This is a genomic window from Burkholderia sp. CpTa8-5, assembly GCF_017815045.1.
GTDB classification, from domain to species: domain Bacteria; phylum Pseudomonadota; class Gammaproteobacteria; order Burkholderiales; family Burkholderiaceae; genus Burkholderia; species Burkholderia sola.
In genome coordinates, this window is the sequence record NZ_JAGIQD010000004.1 from 59,059 (window position 1) to 76,119 (window position 17,061).

General features: G+C 67.2%; 16 protein-coding genes. 5 read left to right on the forward strand and 11 right to left on the reverse strand.

Going from position 1 to position 17,061, the window contains the following annotated elements; genetic code table 11:
* Positions 1-5: 5 nt before the first annotated feature.
* The 4 genes from J8I35_RS08210 to glcD are packed head-to-tail and all read right to left on the reverse strand — an operon-like array spanning position 6 to position 4,262.
* Positions 6-410, reverse strand: a complete 405-nt coding sequence (locus J8I35_RS08210) for a heme-binding protein (protein ID WP_050013453.1) — start codon at positions 408-410, stop codon at positions 6-8.
* 22 nt (positions 411-432) lie between these two features.
* Positions 433-1,653, reverse strand: coding sequence for a glycolate oxidase subunit GlcF (gene glcF / locus J8I35_RS08215; RefSeq protein WP_209924966.1), 1,221 nt, complete (start codon positions 1,651-1,653; stop codon positions 433-435).
* A gap of 24 nt (positions 1,654-1,677) precedes the next feature.
* Entirely contained in the window at positions 1,678-2,763 is a 1,086-nt protein-coding gene (glcE, locus tag J8I35_RS08220; protein ID WP_209924967.1) for a glycolate oxidase subunit GlcE, read from the reverse strand.
* On the reverse strand, positions 2,763-4,262 hold the full coding sequence (glcD, locus tag J8I35_RS08225; protein WP_209924968.1) for a glycolate oxidase subunit GlcD: 1,500 nt from the start codon (positions 4,260-4,262) through the stop codon (positions 2,763-2,765). The genes glcE and glcD overlap by 1 nt, the downstream gene beginning before the upstream one ends.
* 223 nt (positions 4,263-4,485) lie before the next feature.
* Here glcD and glcC point away from each other — a divergent pair, with 223 nt between their 5' ends.
* The 3 genes from glcC (at position 4,486) to J8I35_RS08240 (ending at position 7,341) form a co-directional block, all read left to right on the forward strand.
* Entirely contained in the window at positions 4,486-5,256 is a 771-nt protein-coding gene (glcC, locus tag J8I35_RS08230) for a transcriptional regulator GlcC (protein WP_050013449.1), read from the forward strand.
* 61 nt (positions 5,257-5,317) lie between these two features.
* A complete protein-coding gene (locus J8I35_RS08235) occupies positions 5,318-6,784 on the forward strand; it encodes a DEAD/DEAH box helicase (protein WP_209925168.1) in 1,467 nt (488 codons plus the stop codon).
* Between the two features lie 173 nt (positions 6,785-6,957).
* Complete coding sequence (locus J8I35_RS08240) at positions 6,958-7,341, forward strand: ATP-dependent protease (protein WP_209924969.1); 384 nt, start codon at positions 6,958-6,960, stop codon at positions 7,339-7,341.
* Positions 7,342-7,421: 80 nt separating this feature from the next.
* On the opposite strand, the gene J8I35_RS08245 is transcribed toward J8I35_RS08240, so the two are convergent.
* On the reverse strand, positions 7,422-8,363 hold the full coding sequence (locus J8I35_RS08245; RefSeq protein ID WP_209924970.1) for a LysR substrate-binding domain-containing protein: 942 nt from the start codon (positions 8,361-8,363) through the stop codon (positions 7,422-7,424).
* An 82-nt stretch (positions 8,364-8,445) separates the two neighbouring features.
* Between J8I35_RS08245 and J8I35_RS08250 the strand changes: the two genes are divergently transcribed.
* On the forward strand, positions 8,446-8,844 hold the full coding sequence (locus J8I35_RS08250; RefSeq protein WP_209925169.1) for a nuclear transport factor 2 family protein: 399 nt from the start codon (positions 8,446-8,448) through the stop codon (positions 8,842-8,844).
* Positions 8,845-9,019: 175 nt separating this feature from the next.
* Here the strand turns inward: J8I35_RS08250 and J8I35_RS08255 are convergent, their stop codons facing one another.
* A complete protein-coding gene (locus J8I35_RS08255; RefSeq protein ID WP_050013445.1) occupies positions 9,020-9,433 on the reverse strand; it encodes a helix-turn-helix domain-containing protein in 414 nt (137 codons plus the stop codon).
* 93 nt (positions 9,434-9,526) lie between these two features.
* On the opposite strand from J8I35_RS08255, the gene J8I35_RS08260 reads away from it, so the two are divergent.
* Entirely contained in the window at positions 9,527-10,480 is a 954-nt protein-coding gene (locus J8I35_RS08260; RefSeq protein WP_050013444.1) for an aromatic alcohol reductase, read from the forward strand.
* A 186-nt stretch (positions 10,481-10,666) separates the two neighbouring features.
* On the opposite strand, the gene J8I35_RS08265 is transcribed toward J8I35_RS08260, so the two are convergent.
* The 5 genes from J8I35_RS08265 to ugpC all read right to left on the reverse strand — a co-directional run bounded on the left by J8I35_RS08265 (position 10,667) and on the right by ugpC (position 17,028).
* Entirely contained in the window at positions 10,667-11,518 is an 852-nt protein-coding gene (locus tag J8I35_RS08265; protein ID WP_050013443.1) for a carbohydrate ABC transporter permease, read from the reverse strand.
* A 21-nt stretch (positions 11,519-11,539) separates the two neighbouring features.
* A complete protein-coding gene (locus tag J8I35_RS08270; RefSeq protein ID WP_209924971.1) occupies positions 11,540-12,484 on the reverse strand; it encodes a sugar ABC transporter permease in 945 nt (314 codons plus the stop codon).
* Positions 12,485-12,539: 55 nt separating this feature from the next.
* Positions 12,540-13,799, reverse strand: coding sequence for an extracellular solute-binding protein (locus J8I35_RS08275; RefSeq protein ID WP_209924972.1), 1,260 nt, complete (start codon positions 13,797-13,799; stop codon positions 12,540-12,542).
* Positions 13,800-13,866: 67 nt separating this feature from the next.
* On the reverse strand, positions 13,867-15,861 hold the full coding sequence (locus J8I35_RS08280; RefSeq protein WP_209924973.1) for a beta-galactosidase: 1,995 nt from the start codon (positions 15,859-15,861) through the stop codon (positions 13,867-13,869).
* A 9-nt stretch (positions 15,862-15,870) separates the two neighbouring features.
* The gene (gene ugpC, locus J8I35_RS08285) at positions 15,871-17,028 is read right to left on the reverse strand and encodes a sn-glycerol-3-phosphate ABC transporter ATP-binding protein UgpC (protein WP_089489922.1); all 1,158 of its coding nucleotides are present in this window, start codon (positions 17,026-17,028) and stop codon (positions 15,871-15,873) included.
* Positions 17,029-17,061 lie beyond the last annotated feature (33 nt).

The following is a 17,061-nucleotide window of genomic DNA, read 5'->3' on the forward strand; positions in this document are numbered from 1 at the left end:
GCTGGCTATGCCACGACGCTTTGTGTACCGGCACGGGCGATCTGCGCGTCCTGTTCGGACTTTACGCCAGACACACCGATCGCGCCTGCAATCCGGCCGTCGACCGTGACCGGCACGCCGCCTTCGAGCAACCCCGTCAGCGGCGCGCTCAGGAACGCGGTGCGGCCACCGTTGATCATATCCTCATACGCCTTCGTCTCGCGACGGCCGAGCGCCGCCGCGCGCGCCTTGTCCTGCGCGATGGTGCTGCTGGCCGGCGATGCGCCGTCCAGCCGCGCGAACGCGAGCAGGTGGCCGCCATCGTCGACGACGGCGATCGACACGGCCCAGCCGTGGCGTTCCGCCTCCGCGCGGGCCGCGGCGAGCATGCGCTCGGCATCGGCCAGTTCGAGTTCGGGTTTCGTTTGCATGGCGTTCCTCCGGAATAGGCGGTCAGTCGACCAGCCGGTTGTCGACGAGCTCGATCCAGTGGCGCACGCGCGTGCGGCCCGCGCCATTCAGGTGAGTCTGGCAGCCGACGTTGGCGGTGACAATCAGGTCCGGCTGCGCGGCTTCGAGCGCATCGAGCTTGTTGTCGCGTAATGTCGTCGCGAGCGCAGGCTGCGTCAGCGAATAGGTGCCGGCCGAGCCGCAGCACAGATGGCCGTCGGCGACATTCGTCAGATCGAAGCCGAGCCGCGTCAGAATGCTTTCCACCGCGCCGCCGAGGCGCTGTGCGTGCTGCAGCGTGCACGGGCAGTGAACCGCGACGCGCCGTGGCGTCGCGTCGGCGAGCGCGTCGAGCGGCTCCGCCGCGATCACTTCGGCCAGATCGCGCGCGAGTGCGCCGACGCGCCGTGCCTTCTCCGCATAGACGGGGTCGGAGCGCAGCAGGTCGCCGTATTCCTTCACGAACGCACCGCAGCCGCTCGCGGTCAGCACGATCGCTTCCGCGCCGGCGTCGATCGCCGGCCACCACGCGTCGATGTTGCGGCGTGCGCGCTGAAGGCCCGCGTCCTGCGCGTTCAGGTGATATTCGGTCGCGCCGCAGCAGCTGGCTTCGCGCGCCGGGGTCACGCTGATGCCGAGCCGGTCGAGTACACGCGCGGCGGCCGCATTGGTGTTCGGCGACAGCGACGGCTGCACGCAGCCTTCCAGCATCAGCACGCGCCGCGCATGGCGCACGACCGGGCGCGGCGCGGCCGCGGGCACGGCGGCCGGGATCTTGTCCTGCAGCGTGCCGGGCAGCAGCGGGCGCAGCGCGCGGCCGGCCTTCAGCAGCGCGGCGAACGTCGCCGGGCGCGGCACCACGTGACGCAACCCCGCACGCAGCAGGCGCTCGCGCGTGGGCCGCCGCACGCGCTTCTCGGCTTCCGCGCGGCCGATGTCGAGCAGCGTGTGATAGCGCACGCCGGACGGGCAGGTCGTTTCGCAGTTGCGGCACGTCAGGCAACGGTCGAGATGTTGTTGCGTGCGTTCGCCGCACGGCTCGCCTTCGAGCAGCTGCTTGATCAGGTAGATGCGGCCGCGCGGCCCGTCGAGCTCGTTGCCGAGCACCTGGTAGGTCGGGCAGGTCGCATTGCAGAAGCCGCAGTGCACGCAGGTGCGCAGGATCGCTTCCGCTTCGTCGGCCCGGGCGAGGGCCTTGCTTGCTTCGCTGAGGTTGGTTTGCATCGGCGGGTCGAAGTCGGGTTGGCGTCAGAAGTCGGCGTAGAGCCGGCCGGGATTGAAAATCGTGTGCGGGTCGAGCTGCGCCTTGAGTTGCCGGTGCACGCGCAGCAGCGCGGGCGGCAGCGGCTGGAACGGCTCCGCTGTCGTGCCCGGCGTGTAGCAGGTCGCGTGGCCGCCGCACTGCGCGGCGAAGCGCTGCACGTCGGCCGGCGCGGCGTCGGTCTTCAGCCAGCGCTGCGCGCCGCCCCAGTCGACGAGCTGCGCGCCCGCGAGCGCGTCGAGCGGCGCGGCGGCCGGCACCGATACGCGCCACAGCGGCCGCGGATCGTCGAAGAACGGCAGCGACAGGTCGCGCAGATGTGCCCAGAACGCGTCGTCGCGGTCGTCCATCCGGTCGCCGCCGATCGTGTCGCGCGCGGCCTTCACCGAGCCGTCGCCGCCTTCGAGCCGCACGCGCAGCACGCCGTCCGCGTGGCACGCGCCCGCGAGCGGCAGCCCCGCGCGACGCCACGCGGCGGCGCGTTGCACGGCTTCGCTCGCCGTGAGCGTCAACGCGAGATCGCCGGTCGCGCGCGGCTTCGGCAGCACCTTCAGCGAGACCTCGGTCACGACGCCGAGGCAGCCGAAACTGCCGGCCAGCAGCCGCGACACGTCGTAGCCCGCGACGTTCTTCATCACCTCGCCGCCGAAGCGCAGATGCTTCGCGTGGCCGGTGATCACGCGGCAGCCGAGCACGAAGTCGCGCACCGCGCCGGCCCACGGGCGGCGCGGACCCGACAGCGCCGCCGCGAACATGCCGCCGACGGTGGCCGCGCCGCCGAACGACGGCGGCTCGCATGGCAGCATCTGGCCGGCCGCGTCGAGCATCGCATCGAGATCGGCGAGCGGCGTGCCCGCGCGCGCGGTGATGACGAGTTCGGTCGGGTCGTACGACACGACGCCGCGATGCGTGCGCACGTCGAGCGTGCGGCCTTCGACCGGCCGGCCGACGAACGCCTTCGTGCCGGCGCCGCGGATGCGCAGCGGCTGGCGAGCGTGGATCGCCGCGTCGACCTGCGCGACGAGCGCCGCGCTGTCGTCGATGGACTCGATGGATTCGATGTCGCGTCGCATCAGAAGCGCTCCAGTTCGGGAAACGGCAGCTTGCCGTGATGGACGTGCATCGCGCCGAATTCGGCGCAGCGGTGCAGCGTCGGGATGTTCTTGCCGGGATTGAGCAGGCGCTGCGGATCGAACGCGGCCTTCACCGCGTGGAAGAACGTGATTTCATCGGCGTTGAACTGCACGCACATCTGGTTGATCTTTTCGCGCCCGACGCCGTGTTCGCCGGTGATGCTGCCGCCCACGGCGACGCACAGCGCGAGGATCTTGCCGCCGAGCGCTTCCGCGCGGTCGAGCTCGCCCGGCCGGTTCGCATCGAACAGGATCAGCGGATGCAGGTTGCCGTCGCCCGCGTGGAACACGTTCGCGACCGGCAGCCCGTATTCGGCGGACAGCGCGACGATCCCTTCGAGCACGCGCGGCAGCTCGCGGCGCGGGATCGTGCCGTCCATGCAGTAGTAGTCGGGCGACATCCGGCCGACCGCCGGGAACGCGTTCTTGCGGCCGGCCCAGAAGCGCTGGCGTTCGGTTTCGTCGCGCGCGACGCGAATCTCGCTTGCGCCCGCGTCGCGCAGCAGCGCGGCGACGCGTTCGGCATCTTCTTCGACATCGCTGGCCGCGCCGTCGAGCTCGCACAGCAGGATCGCCTGCGCGTCGACCGGATAGCCGGCGTGGATGAAATCCTCGGCCGCGCGGATCGCGAGGTTGTCCATCATCTCGAGGCCGCCTGGGATCACGCCCGCGCCGATGATCCGCGCGACCGCGGCGCCGGCCTCGGCGACGTCGTCGAAGCTCGCCATCAGCACCTTCACGCTCGGCGGCAACGGCAGCAGCTTCACGGTCACTTCGGTGACGATCCCGAGCATCCCCTCGGAGCCGGTGAACAGCGCGAGCAGGTCGAAGCCAGGTGCGTCGAGCGCGTCGGCGCCGAGCGTGAGCGTGTCGCCGTCGATCGTCAGGATCTCGACCTTCAGGATGTTGTGTACCGTGAGCCCGTATTTCAGGCAATGCACGCCGCCCGCATTCTCGGCGACGTTGCCGCCGATCGAGCACGCGATCTGCGACGACGGGTCGGGCGCGTAGTAAAGGCCGTGCGGCGCGGCAGCCTGCGAAATCGCGAGATTGCGCACGCCGGGCTGCACGCGCGCAATGCCGGCATCGGGGTCGATGTCGAGCATCCGGTTGAACTTCGCCATCACCAGCAGGATGCCTTTTTCGAGCGGCATCGCGCCGCCCGACAGCCCCGTGCCGGCGCCGCGCGCGACGACCGGCACGCGGTGCGCGGCCGCGACGCGCAGCACCGCGCGCACCTGGTCGACCGTATCGGGCAGCACGACCGCGAGCGGCACCGTGCGGTACGCGGCGAGGCCATCGCATTCGAACGGCTTCAACGCCTCGCGTTCGTGCAGCACGTCGAGGCCGGGCGCCGCCGCGCGCAGCGCGGCGACGAGCGTGGCGCGGTCGACGGTCGCCAACGGGCCGTCGATCCGTTCGTCGTAGATGAAACTCATCGTGTGTCTCCGTCTCCACCAGGCAGTTGGCCGCGCGATGCGCGACACGCCGGATGGACGGCATTCTTGGCGGGACGCGCGGGCCTGTCCAGCCGTCTTGACAGTGGTCGTACCAGTTTTTGGAAAGGCATCGATCCTGGTTTCCTGAATGATCGATAAAACGCAATCAAGACAAGGCTTTGTGCGAAAATCGACGGCATCCGTCAAAAGTGGTCATACCAGTATGGAAATGCAGGATCGGGAGCGGCCGGCGCGGCGCGTGGCCGACGTCGTCGCCGAGCGGATCGAGCAGTTGATCGTCGACGGCGTGCTGAAGGCCGGGCAGGCGTTGCCGTCGGAGCGGCGGCTGACCGAGAAGCTCGGCGTATCGCGCACGGCCGTGCGGGAAGGCATGAAGCTGCTGCACGCGCGCGGGATCATCGACACGACGCACGGCAAGGGTTCGTTCGTCGCGAGCCTGACCCCGCAGCGCGCGATCACGCCGATGATGCATCTGCTCGGCTCGCAGCCGCGCACGCTGTACGACCTGTTCGAGGTGCGCGGGATGCTCGAGGCCGAGGCCGCCCGGCTCGCGGCGTTGCGCGGCACGCCGGCCGATTTCATCCTGATCCGGCGCCGCTACGAGGAAATGACGGCGGCCGACGCGCAGGATCTCGATCCCGCTGCGCGTGCGAAGCTCGACCACGCGTTTCATCTGGCGATCTGCGAGGCATCGCACAACCCGGTGCTCGTCAACACGCTGCAGTCGCTGACCGACCTGCTGCTCAGCTCGGTGTTCGCGTCGGTGAACAACCTCTATCACCGCGAACCGCTGAAGAAGCAGATCGACCGCCAGCATGCGCGGCTCTACAACGCGGTCACCGGCCGGCTGCCCGACCAGGCACGCAAGGCCGCGAGCGAACATATCCGTCAGTGCGTCGACTATCTGCGCGAGATCGAGCAGGAGGAACAGCGGCTCGTGCGTTCGACGTTGCGGCTCGAAGGGTGGACATGAGCGGGCGGGCTTGGCCGACGCGGTAACCGCTAGAATTGCGGTTTTAGCCCGGAACACGTCCATGTCTTTTGCCTCGCTTGGCCTGATCGAGCCGTTGCTGCGTAATCTGCAGGGCCTCAATTACCAGACACCCACGCCGGTGCAGGCCAAGGCGATTCCCGTCGTGCTCGGCGGCAAGGACGTCATGGCCGCCGCACCGACCGGCACCGGCAAGACGGCCGGCTTTGCGCTGCCGCTGTTGCAACGGCTCGTCCAACACGGCCCGGCGGTGTCCAGCAACCGTGCGCGCGTGCTGGTGCTGGTGCCCACGCGCGAACTGGCCGAGCAAGTGCTGCAGAGCTTCGTCGAGTACGGGAAGGGGCTCGATCTGCGCTTTCTGGCCGCGTACGGCGGGGTGAGCATCAATCCTCAGATGATGAAGCTGCGCAAGGGTGTCGACGTGCTCGTCGCGACGCCCGGCCGCTTGCTCGACCTCAATCGGCAGAACGCCGTGCAGTTCGATCAGGTCCAGACGCTGGTGCTCGATGAAGCCGACCGCATGCTCGATCTCGGCTTCGCGCGCGAACTCGACGCGGTGTTTGCCGCGTTGCCCACCAAGCGCCAGACGCTGCTGTTCTCCGCGACGTTCTCCGACGAAATCCGCACGCTGGCGGCCGGCATTCTGCGCAGCCCGGTCGACATCAGCGTCAGCCCGCCCAACGCCACGGCCAGCAAGATCAAGCAGTGGGTCGTACCGGTCGACAAGCGGAACAAGCCCGACCTCTTCATGCATCTGGTGGCCCAGAACAAGTGGGAGCACGCGCTGGTGTTCGTCAAGACCCGCAATGGTGTCGACTATTTGGCGGTGATGCTGGAGAAAGCCGGCTATGCGGTCGATACGATCCACGGCGACAAGCCGCAACCCGCACGTTTGCGCGCGCTGGAGCGCTTCAAGACGGGTGAGGTGCAGATGCTGGTCGCTACCGATGTGGCGGCGCGCGGGCTCGATATCGACGATCTGCCGCTGGTGATCAACGTCGATCTGCCGATCGTCGCGCAAGACTACGTGCACCGTATCGGCCGGACCGGCCGCGCGGGCGCCAGCGGCGTCGCGGTGTCGCTCGTGTGCGCGGATGAAGCGCCACAACTGGCCGCGATCGAAGCGCTGATCCGGCAGACGCTGCGCCGGGAGGAAGAGCCCGGTTTCGAAGCCGAACACCGCGTGCCGGAAACCAGCGCGACGGGCCAGATCATCAAGAAACCCAAAAAGCCGAAGAAACCGAAGGTGCCGCAAGCTGGGCCGGTGGCCAAGCAGACGCCGGGCAAGCAGCCGCATACGCAAGGTGGCGAAGGCAAGCGCAAGCCTGGGGTGCAGCACGCGGCGGCCAATGGTGCCGGTCAAGGCCCGGACTACACCATCGGCAGCCCGTTCAGCGTGCACAAGCCGCGCAGCAAACCGGCCGGCAAACCGGCCGGCAAACCGGCGCCGGGGAAGGCTGCCGGTAAATCTGCTGGTGGTCGCGGCAAACCTGGCAAACCGTCCAGGTAGCCTGAATCCTTCCCTTTCAAAGTGCCCGATACGATCGAACCGTCCGATGCAGTGAACGCATAGGGGTGGTTCGGAACAGCGCTGCCGGTTTTCTCGTGAGCGACCTGAAACCGCGCGCGATAGCGGCTTCCCCGCGTGACCCATGATGTGCGATGACTGAAGTGAGAGATGGCATGACGACGACATTCGACGAGGCGACAACGGCGGCGATCGCCGCGTTTGCCCAACTGGATTTCTACACGGCTGTGCAAGCGATGCGCGCCGAGGCCGATTACGACCACGAACGAGACCAGTGGATCTCGCGCTACATCGACGAGCAGGGCGGCGGCGTGGACGATGCGGAATACGACGCACTGCACGCGCGGGCACAGGCCATGCCGGAATACGCGGCGTTCATCGATGGGGTGCGGCGGGAAATTATGGCGTACTTCGGCGTGACCGACGAGCAACTGGACTGGATGATCGTGCTGCGCGACGACGACAGCGATGAACTGTGGGCGGAGGTCAACCGGCAGCGGAGCGCGTTGGGAACCGGGGAAGTGCGCGGGGATCTTTGACCGGGCGCGTCGTTCGTCGGTACGTTGGTGCGCGATTTGAAGGTCGGCTTCGCACCACGTATCGGACGCTCGCCTATCGATCAATCTTCTCGCGCCAGTCGTAGCAAGATATCGACGAGGGCCCGAATTTTCGGTTGTGCCGCCCGTTGGGGCGGATAGACGAGGAAGTAGGAAAGGCCGTCTTCAACCACTTCCTCAAACGGGGTCACCAGCGATCCGGCGCGGAGTCGGTCTCTCGCCATTCGCGGGTCGCCGATTGCAATGCCGTGTCCTTCCATCGACGCCGCGAGCGTCAATTCGAGGGTATCGAATACGAGCCCGCGTCCCGCATCGGTCTGGCGTGCCCCCACGTGATCGAGCCAGCATCTCCACTCTGCGTGGCTGGGCCCGGGATGGAGCAAATCGACCTGCGCAAGGTCGGCAACGGATCGCAGCGATGTCGCCAACGCGGGCGCGCACATCGGCGTGAGCCGCTCGGAAAAGAGCGGTACTGCTTCCATACCGGTCCACTGTCCCGTGCCGCGCACGACGATGGCGTCGACGTCGGACGTCGTGAAATCCGGCGTGTCGTCCGCGGAGGTCGAAATACGCAGCTCCGTGCCGCTCATCGCGCGATGAATGTCCGGCAGCCGCGGGAGCAACCAGCGAACGGCGAACGTGGACGGCAACTTCAACGTGAGCACCGAGGTCGCCCGTGCATGGGAATCCGCATGCTGAACCAGTTGCGTGAGCACGTTGACCGCGACCGTCAGCAGTGCATTGCCTTCCGGCGTCAACGTCAGCCCCGAGACATGGCGCACGAAGAGTGCGCATCGATAATGCGTTTCCAACTGCTGTATCTGGCGGCTCACCGCGCCTTGCGTGCGGCATAGATGATCCGCGGCCTTGCTGACGCTGCCCAGTTGCGCCGCGGCGACGAACGACTGAATTGCCGCCAGCGGCGGGAGCGGCCGCGTCAGGTCGGCCAGCGGATATGCATGCGCCGCATACCCGGGTTGCGAATTTTTCGATTGTTCGGTCATCGGTGCGTCGCTATCGTGCGTCTACCGGATGCCCTGTTCTGGCGGATGAACGGGGTTGTCGACGAACGATCGGAGGATAATTTTGGGCTCAACGTCGGAATCACTCTACACGGAACAGGTTCGCGCTTACCTGCGGGAACTGGAGCGCGGCGATGTCGGCGCCATCTGCGCGCTATTCACGCCGGACGCGCGGATTTTCTCGCCATTTCTCGGCTGGATGCACCCCGGGCCCTTCTTTTCGAAGGTCGCCGCCGTATCGGGAGAAAGCAGGATTACACCGATCGATATCTGCGTCAGCACGACCGGCGCTCGACGTGCGACAGCTTACTTCATCTACGACTGGGCACTGAACGACGGTTCGGTGGCGCACTTCGAGTGCGTCGACGTGTTCGAGTTCGACACTGCGGGGCTCATCGAACGGATGATCATCGTCTACGACACCCATCCGATTCGCAGTACGGTCGGCGACAAGTACGCGTAGTCGAATCGGTGTCGCTCGATGCCGAAGGCTGGCGTGTGCGGACGGCAGTTCCGCACGACGCCAAACTTCCGCGGACGCTGTCTCCCAGGTTTTGTCAGCCGGTCGAAATATGTCTCGACGACCGATGTTGATCGAAGTCGTACCCATCTGCGAAGCGCGTCGAAATCCCGGCAAGCTACGCGTCTGTGTCGCGGTGCGCTCTGTCGAAATTCTGCCTCGCTTCCCGGAAGCGGTCCGCATTCTCGACGATCCAGGTCCACAGCGGAACCATCCTGACGAGCAGGTCCATGCCCGTGTCGGACAACTCGTATTCGACTCTAGGCGGTACTTCTTCGAAATCGTGACGGAGCACCAGGCCGTCACGCTCGAGCTGCCGTAACGTGCGCGTCAACATGCGCTGAGTCACCCCGTGCATGCGCCTGCCGATTTCCGCATGGCGCAGTCTGCCGTACACGCCGAGCGTGTGGACGACACCGAGCGACCAACGGCTTCCGGCATGGGCGAGCACCTCCCGCCGCAACCCGTCATCATCGTCTCGCAGGCCGTCACACACGGTCTGCGAATATCGGAGAAGTTCGTCTCGATCCAACTATCCGGCTCCCAGTATCACGCGTGTACCTTCTTTCATACATGTCCGTGCATCGCTAGACTGCGTGCAACACATTCCTCAGCAGGCTGGACGATGAACCCAACAGACCCTCACGCGACTTCTCGGAACATCCTCGTGCTCGGTGCCGGCGAACTCGGCCTCCCGGTACTCCGCAATCTTGCACGTAGAGCGAAGGACGTCGCCGGCGCGAAGGTCAGCGTGCTGCTGCGCGCGAGTGCCCTCGAGTCCAGCGCACCCGCCAAGCGGCATGATATCGCGGAGATTCGCGCGCTTGGAATCGAGATCGTCGTAGGCGATTTCGTGAAGCATTCCATCGATGAACTCGCCGCCCTGTTCGCGCGATATGACACGGTAATCGGTTGCGCGGGCATTACAGCCGGCATCGACACGCCGATGAAGTTGGCGCGGGCTGCGTTGCAGGCGCGCATCCCGAGGTACTTCCCCTGGCAGTTCGGCGTCGATTTCGACGTGATCGGTCGCGGTAGTCCGCAGGACATCTTCGACGCCCAGCTGGACGTGCGCGAATTGCTGCGTAGTCAGCACGAGACCGAGTGGGTCATCATCTCGACCGGCATGTTCACGAGCTATCTATTCGAGCCGGACTTCGGCGTAGTCGACCTGAAAAACGACGCAGTCCACGCGCTGGGTAGCCTCGACACCGCCGTGACGCTGACGACGCCCGACGATATCGGCGCGCTGACTGCCGCGATCGTGTTCGCCGAACCCCGTATTCGGAACGAGATCGTGTATCTGGCCGGCGACACCGTGACTTACGGGGAGGTCGCCGACAAGCTGGAAGCGGGCCTCGGCCGCCCCTTCAGCCGTTCGGTATGGAGTGAGCAGTATTTGCTCGACGAGCTGGCGCGCGATCCGAACAACATGATGCGCAAGTACCGTGCGGCATTTGCTCAAGGGCGGGGCGTCGCATGGGACAAGAGCGGGACGTTCAATCAACGCCACGCCATCCCGGTCACCGACGTGGCGTCGTGGATCCATGCCAACCTCGCTTCGGGTCGCGGCGAGTAATCGCAAGCCCGACCATCCGGATAAACGGCATCGACGACAGGCGATCGTCGACGGCGTTGAGGCCTGGATGGCGGATCAGGCTCACCAACCGACATCCGCCCAACCCGCAAGGCATGAAAAAAGCCCGCCGAAGCGGGCAACCTCACGATGCGGAGGGGGAGATGCGAAAACGCAACCGGCGCGCGTTCAGCCTTTCGTCGCGCCGAACGTGAGCCCAGCGACGAAATGCTTCTGCATCGCGAAGAACATCGCGACCGACGGCAGCGCGGCGAGGATCGACCCGGCCGATACCAGATTCCACGACGTCGTCCATTGCCCCTTCAGCGCCGCGACACCCGCCGTGATCGGCGCGGCCTCGTCGCCTTGCGTGAGGCACAGCGCCCAGAAGTAATCGTTCCACACGAACGTGAACACGAGAATCGCGAGCGCGGCCAGCGCCGGCCGGATCAGCGGCAGCACGATGCGCCAGAACACCGTCCATTCGCCCGCGCCTTCGATGCGCGCGGCCTCGATCAGTTCGAACGGCAACTGCTTGATGAAGTTGCGCAGGAACAGCGTGCAGAACCCCGTCTGAAACGCGACGTGAAACAGGATCAGCGCTTCGACGGTATTGAACACGCCGAGGCGCAGCGACAGGTCGCGTACCGGAATCATCAGCACCTGCACCGGCACGAAGTTGCCGGCGACGAACGTGCCGAACAGCGCGGTATTGCCGCGAAACCGGTACGTCGCGAGCGCGAAGCCGGCCATCGCCGCGAGCGCGATCGAGCCGACGACCGACGGCACCGTGATCTGCACGCTGTTCCAGAAGTAGTGCAGCATCGGCGACGTGGTCAGCGCGTCGCGATAGTTCTCGATCATCGAGAAATGCCGCGGCCAGCCCCAGTAATGGCCTTCGACGAGTTCCTCGGTCGAGCGCACCGACGTGACGAACACGGCGATCATCGGCAGCAGCCAGATCACGAGCGCGACGGGCAGCGACAGCTTGTACAGCCGGCGCGATACCGGCTTCCAGTGGGCAACGGGTGTCGGAAACATGATGAATGAACTCCCGAAAGGTCACTGTTCGTTGCGCAGCATGCGGCGCAACTGGAACGCGATGTAGACGAGCATGATCGCGAACAGCACGACCGCGATCGACGCGGAATAGCCGAGCCGGTAGTACTTGATCGCCTGGTCGTACATGTAATACGCGAGCACGGTCGAGCTTTCGAACGGGCCGCCGCCCGTCATCACCGAGATCAGGTCGAAGCTGCGCAGCGCGCCGATCACGGTGACGACGATCGCCATGAACGTGGTCGGCCGCAGCTGCGGCAGCACGACGTGCCACAGCAGCGCGAAGCCGCGCGCGCCTTCCATCCGTGCGGCTTCGATCTGTTCCGGGTTGACCGACGTGAGGCCGGTCAGGTACAGGATCATGCAGTACGCCGTTTGCGGCCACAGCGCGGCCAACACGATGCCGAAGGTCGCGTAGCGCGCGTCGCCGAGCACCGGGATGCCGTGCCCGGCGATGAGCGCGAGCAGCCCGAAGGTCGGATCGTAGAACCACGAGAAGATCAGCCCGACGACCACGCCCGACAGCACGAACGGTGCGAAGAACAGCGACTTCACGAGCCGGATGCCGCCGACCGCCTGGTTCAGGTACAGCGCGAGCGCGAGGCCGAGCGGCGGCGCGAGCATGAACAGCGCGAGCCAGATCACGTTGTTGCGCAGCGCCGTGTAGAACGTCGGCGCATGCAGCAGCTCCGCGTAGTTCGCGAGGCCGACGAAGGTGCGCTCGGTCATCCCGTCCCAGTTGTACAGGCTCAGCCACAGCGTCGACAGGATCGGCCAGATCACATAGACGGCCACCATCGCGCAGGCCGGCGCGAGAAAGAGCCACGCGGCGCGCCGTTGCCGCCGCACGGCGGGCGACGGGCGGCGCGCGGGCAATGCGTCGGCGGATGAGCCGCGCGACGGCGGCGCGGCGCCGGCGGGCGGGGGGGACGCGATCGGACTGGACACGGCAAGCCTCCTGAAACGGACACGGCGGCGCGCGGCCGCCGGTTGGGTCACGCGCTTACTTCTTGTAGATCCGCTTGCGGGTCTGTTCGAGTTGCGCGAGCACCGTGTCGAGCTGCGCGGGATTCGCGACGAACTGCTGCATGCCCTTCATCCCCTCGTCGGCCATTTCCTTCGTCATGTCGCGGTCGTAGAACTGCGCGACGCCGCCCTTCGTGTCGGCGAGAATCCGGAAGCCGATCCGCGAGATCGGATCGGCCGGCTCCGGCGACTTGCTGTTGGCCGACAGCGAACCGAGCCCTTCGGCGAGTTTCGCGCCGATCTCGGGCGTTTCGACGAATGCGAGGAACGTGTGCGCGTCGGCCTTGTTCTTCGCCTTGGTCGGGATGTGCAGCGATTCGACCGGGCCGTCCTCGGCGGTCGGCACCTTCGGGTCGATGACGGGGAAGCGGTAGTAGCCCATTTCCGGCTTCACGTTCGGCGGAAAGCCGGCCGCGATGAAGGTGCCCATCAGCATCATCGCGGCCTTGCCCTGGAACAGGAACGGCTGCGCGCCGTCGAGATCGTAGGACAGCGCGTTGTCGATGAAGTAGCCCGAGTCGATCAGCGATTTCCACGTCGTGTAGACCTTCTTCACGCGCGGGTCGGTGTACGCCACGTCGCCGGCCATCAGCTGCTGGTGGAACGCGTTGCCGTTCAGGCGCAGGTCGAGATAGTCGAACCAGCCGGCGAGCGTCCACGCGTCGCGGCCGCCGATCGCGATCGGCGTGATGCCGGCCGCCTTCAGCTTCTTGCACGCATCGAGAAACTGGTCCCAGGTCTTCGGTTCGTCGGCGATGCCGACCTTGCGGAACAGGTCCTTGCGGTAGAAGAGGCCCCACGAGTAGTAGACGGTCGGCGCCGCGTACTGCTTGCCGTTATACGACGACGCGCTGCGCGTCGACGCGTACATCGCATCCCAGCCGTTCTTCGTCCAGTCGCCGCTCAGGTCCTCGAACAGTCCGCGCTTCGCGTAGTACGCCATCCGCTCGCCCGCGTGCCAGTTCACGACGTCCGGCGCGACGGTCGTGAGCCACGCGGGGAGCTGCACCTTATACGCTTCCTCGTCGACGAAGGTCGGCTTCACGTCGATGTCGGGATGGGCCTTGTGGAACGCTTCGATCGTCGACTGCCACACGGCGCGCTGGCTCGCGCCCTTGAACGCGATGTTGATGGTCAGCGTGCCGGCATCGGCGGGCGCCGTGGCGCCGAACGACGCGAACGCGATGGCGGCGGCGCTCGCCAGGCGGGCAGCGACGCGAAGGGGGCGATGGGTCATGAGTGTCTCCAGTCCTGTGTGTCGTTGTTTGTGCGTGACCGGCGCGTGGCGGCGCCGGGGGCGGTTGCTACGAACGGCTTCGATACACGGCCACGCCTTGCGGCTCGACCTGCGCGGCGCCGACCACGAACGCGGACGGCGGTACGCCGTCGATCGCATGCGGCGTGTCGCGATAGTTGAATACGTAGGTCAGGCCGCCGCGCCGGCTCACGCGCACGGTGTCGCCGAGCGGCGTCGGGGCCAGGCCCGCAACGGCTGCGACATCGGCGAACAGCCGCGCGGTGGTCGCGTCGTCGAACAGCGCGGCCCAGTAGTGCAGCGCGCCGTGCGACACGCAGGCCGGATGGCCGTCGGCGAAGCGTGCGTGCACGACGCAGCGGGCGCCGTCGTCGTTCAATTCGACGAGGTCGCGCCAGTGACGCGCTTCGCCCGCGAGCGGCGAGCCGTCGCGCAGCGTACCGTCGATCCGTTCGGTCAGGTTCGGCCGCAGCGATTCGACGCGCCACACGCGTACCGGCAGGATCGATGCGAGCGGGCCGGGCGGCAGCGCCGGCGGAATCTGCAGGTCGGCCGTCTTCGAGCCGGTGCGCGGGCCGAACACCGCGTGCGCACCCGATGCGGCGAGCCGCGACGCGAAATCGTCCGGCACGACCGGCAGCGGCGGCACGACGACGAGCCGGTAGCCGTCGAGCGGCGCATGCGCGGACACGATGTCGACGTCGAGGCCGAGCGAGCGCAGCGCCGAGTAGTACTCGAACGCGAAACGCGGGTAGTGGAAATCGGCGCCCTGCGGCTGCACTTCGAACAGCCATTTCGCTTCGTAGTCGAACACCAGCGCGACCGGCGCACGCACCGGGCCGGTTGCGTCGGCATCGGCGCCGGCGTCGAGCACGGCGGCGATTTCCTGCGCGACGCGCTGCGCTTCGCGGCCGCCTTCGTCGAGCCGGTTGTCCGGGGTGTTCAGGCCCGCGTGCATCTGCTCCTGCGCGAACGGCGCCTGCCGCCAGCGGAAGTACGACACGCAGCCGGCGCCGTGCGCGAACGCTTCCCAGCTCCACAGCCGCACCATGCCCGGCAGCGGCGCGGGGTTCCAGTGCGCCCAGTTCACCGGGCCCGGCTGCTGCTCCATCACCCAGAACGGCAGCTTCGACATGCCGCGATAGAGATCGTGATTGAACGACGCGAAATCGGGATGGCCGGTACGCAGCCAGCGCGCCTTCACGTCGGGCGCGAACCACAGCTCCTCGAGCGCGCCGAGCGGATAGCTGTCCCACGTCGCGACGTCGAGGTCGCGCGCGACTTCGTAGTGATCGAACTCGGTGAACAGCTGCATGAAGTTGTGCGCGACGACGCGGCCCGGCGAGTGCGCGCGGATCACGTCGACCTGCATCCGGTGATAGCGCGCGAGCTCGTCGGACGCGAAGCGCCGGTAGTCGAGGCGATGCGACGGATGGGCTTCGGTCACGGTGCCCACCGGCGCGTCGACTTCGTCGAAATGGCGATACTCCATGCTCCAGAACACGGTGCCCCACGCGCGGTTCAGCGCGTCGATCGTGCCGTAGCGCGCTTTCAGCCATTCGCGAAAGCGCACGAGCGCGGCCGGCGAGTAGCTGACGACGGTCTGGTGGCAACCCAGCTCGTTGTCGGTCTGCCAGTAGCGCACGGCCGGGTGGTGGCCGTAGCGTTCGGCGACCGCCGTGCAGATCTGGCGCGACGCTTCGAGATAGGTCGGCGACGAGAAGTCGTAGTGGCGGCGCGAGCCGAACTTGCGCGGCCGGCCGTCCGCGCTGATCGCGAGGATGTCGGGATGGCGGTCGACCAGCCATTTCGGCGGCGTCGCGGTCGGCGTGCACATCACGATCTCGAGGCCGGCCGCGCCGAGCACGTCGACCGCGCGATCGAGCCAGCCCCAGTCGTATTCGCCCGGCGACGGCTCGATGCGGCTCCACGCGAATTCGGCGATCCGCACCTGCTCGATGCCGAGCGCTTTCATCCGGCGGGCGTCGTCGGCCCACATCGATTCCGGCCAGTGTTCCGGGTAGTAACAGACTCCGAGGCGCATGCCCGATCCTTATGCGTAGTGGTGGACGGGAAGGTCGGCGCACGCGGGCACCGCGCGGCCGTCTTCGGTGAACAGGTGGCAGGCCGCGGCCGGCGCGTGCACGTGCACGCGTTCGCCGGTGCGCACCTGCGCGTCGCCGGGCACTTTCGCGATCAGTGGCGTCGCGTTCGGCTGGCCGGCCGGATCGAGGTGCACGTAGGTCTGCTCGCCCAGGCGTTCGACGAGCGCGACGTCGCGCGCGAGCGTCGTCGCGTCGGGCGCGGCGCCGAGCGTCAGGTGTTCGGGGCGGATGCCGAGCGTCACGGCGGCGCCGGCGGAGAGCGCCGAGCCGTCGCGCGGCAGCACGAAGGTTTCGCCGGACGGCACGAGCGTGACGGCCGTGCGACGCGCGTCGCATGCGGTCACGACGGCCGGCAGGAAGTTCATCCGCGGCGAGCCGATGAAGCCCGCGACGAAGCGGCTGGCCGGATGGTGGTAGAGGTCGAGCGGCGCGCCGACCTGCGCGATGCTGCCGTGCTGCGCGGTATCCGCGCCGGCGTGCAGCAGCACGATCTTGTCGGCGAGCGTCATCGCCTCGGTCTGGTCGTGCGTCACGTAGACGACGCTCGCGCGTTCGAACTGACGATGCAGCCGCGCGATCTCGATGCGGGTCTGGCCGCGCAAGGCCGCGTCGAGGTTCGACAGCGGTTCGTCGAACAGGAACACGCCGGGCTCGCGCACGATCGCCCGGCCGATCGCGACGCGCTGCCGCTGGCCGCCGGACAGCGCCTTCGGCTTGCGCTCGAGCAGCGTGTCGAGCTGCAGGATGCGCGCGGCGTCGCGCACCTTCCGGTCGATCTCGGCCTTCGGCACGCGCGCGAGCTTCAGCCCGAACGCCATGTTCTCGTACACCGTCATGTGCGGAAACAGCGCGTAGCTCTGGAACACCATCGCGACGCCGCGCTGGGCGGCCGGCACGTCGTCGACGCGGCGGCCGTCGATCGACAACTCGCCGGCGCTCAGATCCTCGAGCCCGGCGATCATGCGCAGCAGCGTCGATTTCCCGCATCCGGACGGCCCGAGAAACACGCAGAACTCGTGCGCGCCGATCTCCAGATCGACGTCGCGAATGACCGGCGCGTGCTCGCCGTAGGCTTTCTGCACGCGTCGCATCGAGATGCTCGCCATTGTCTCCGCTCCATGTTTTAATGCGCCGTACGA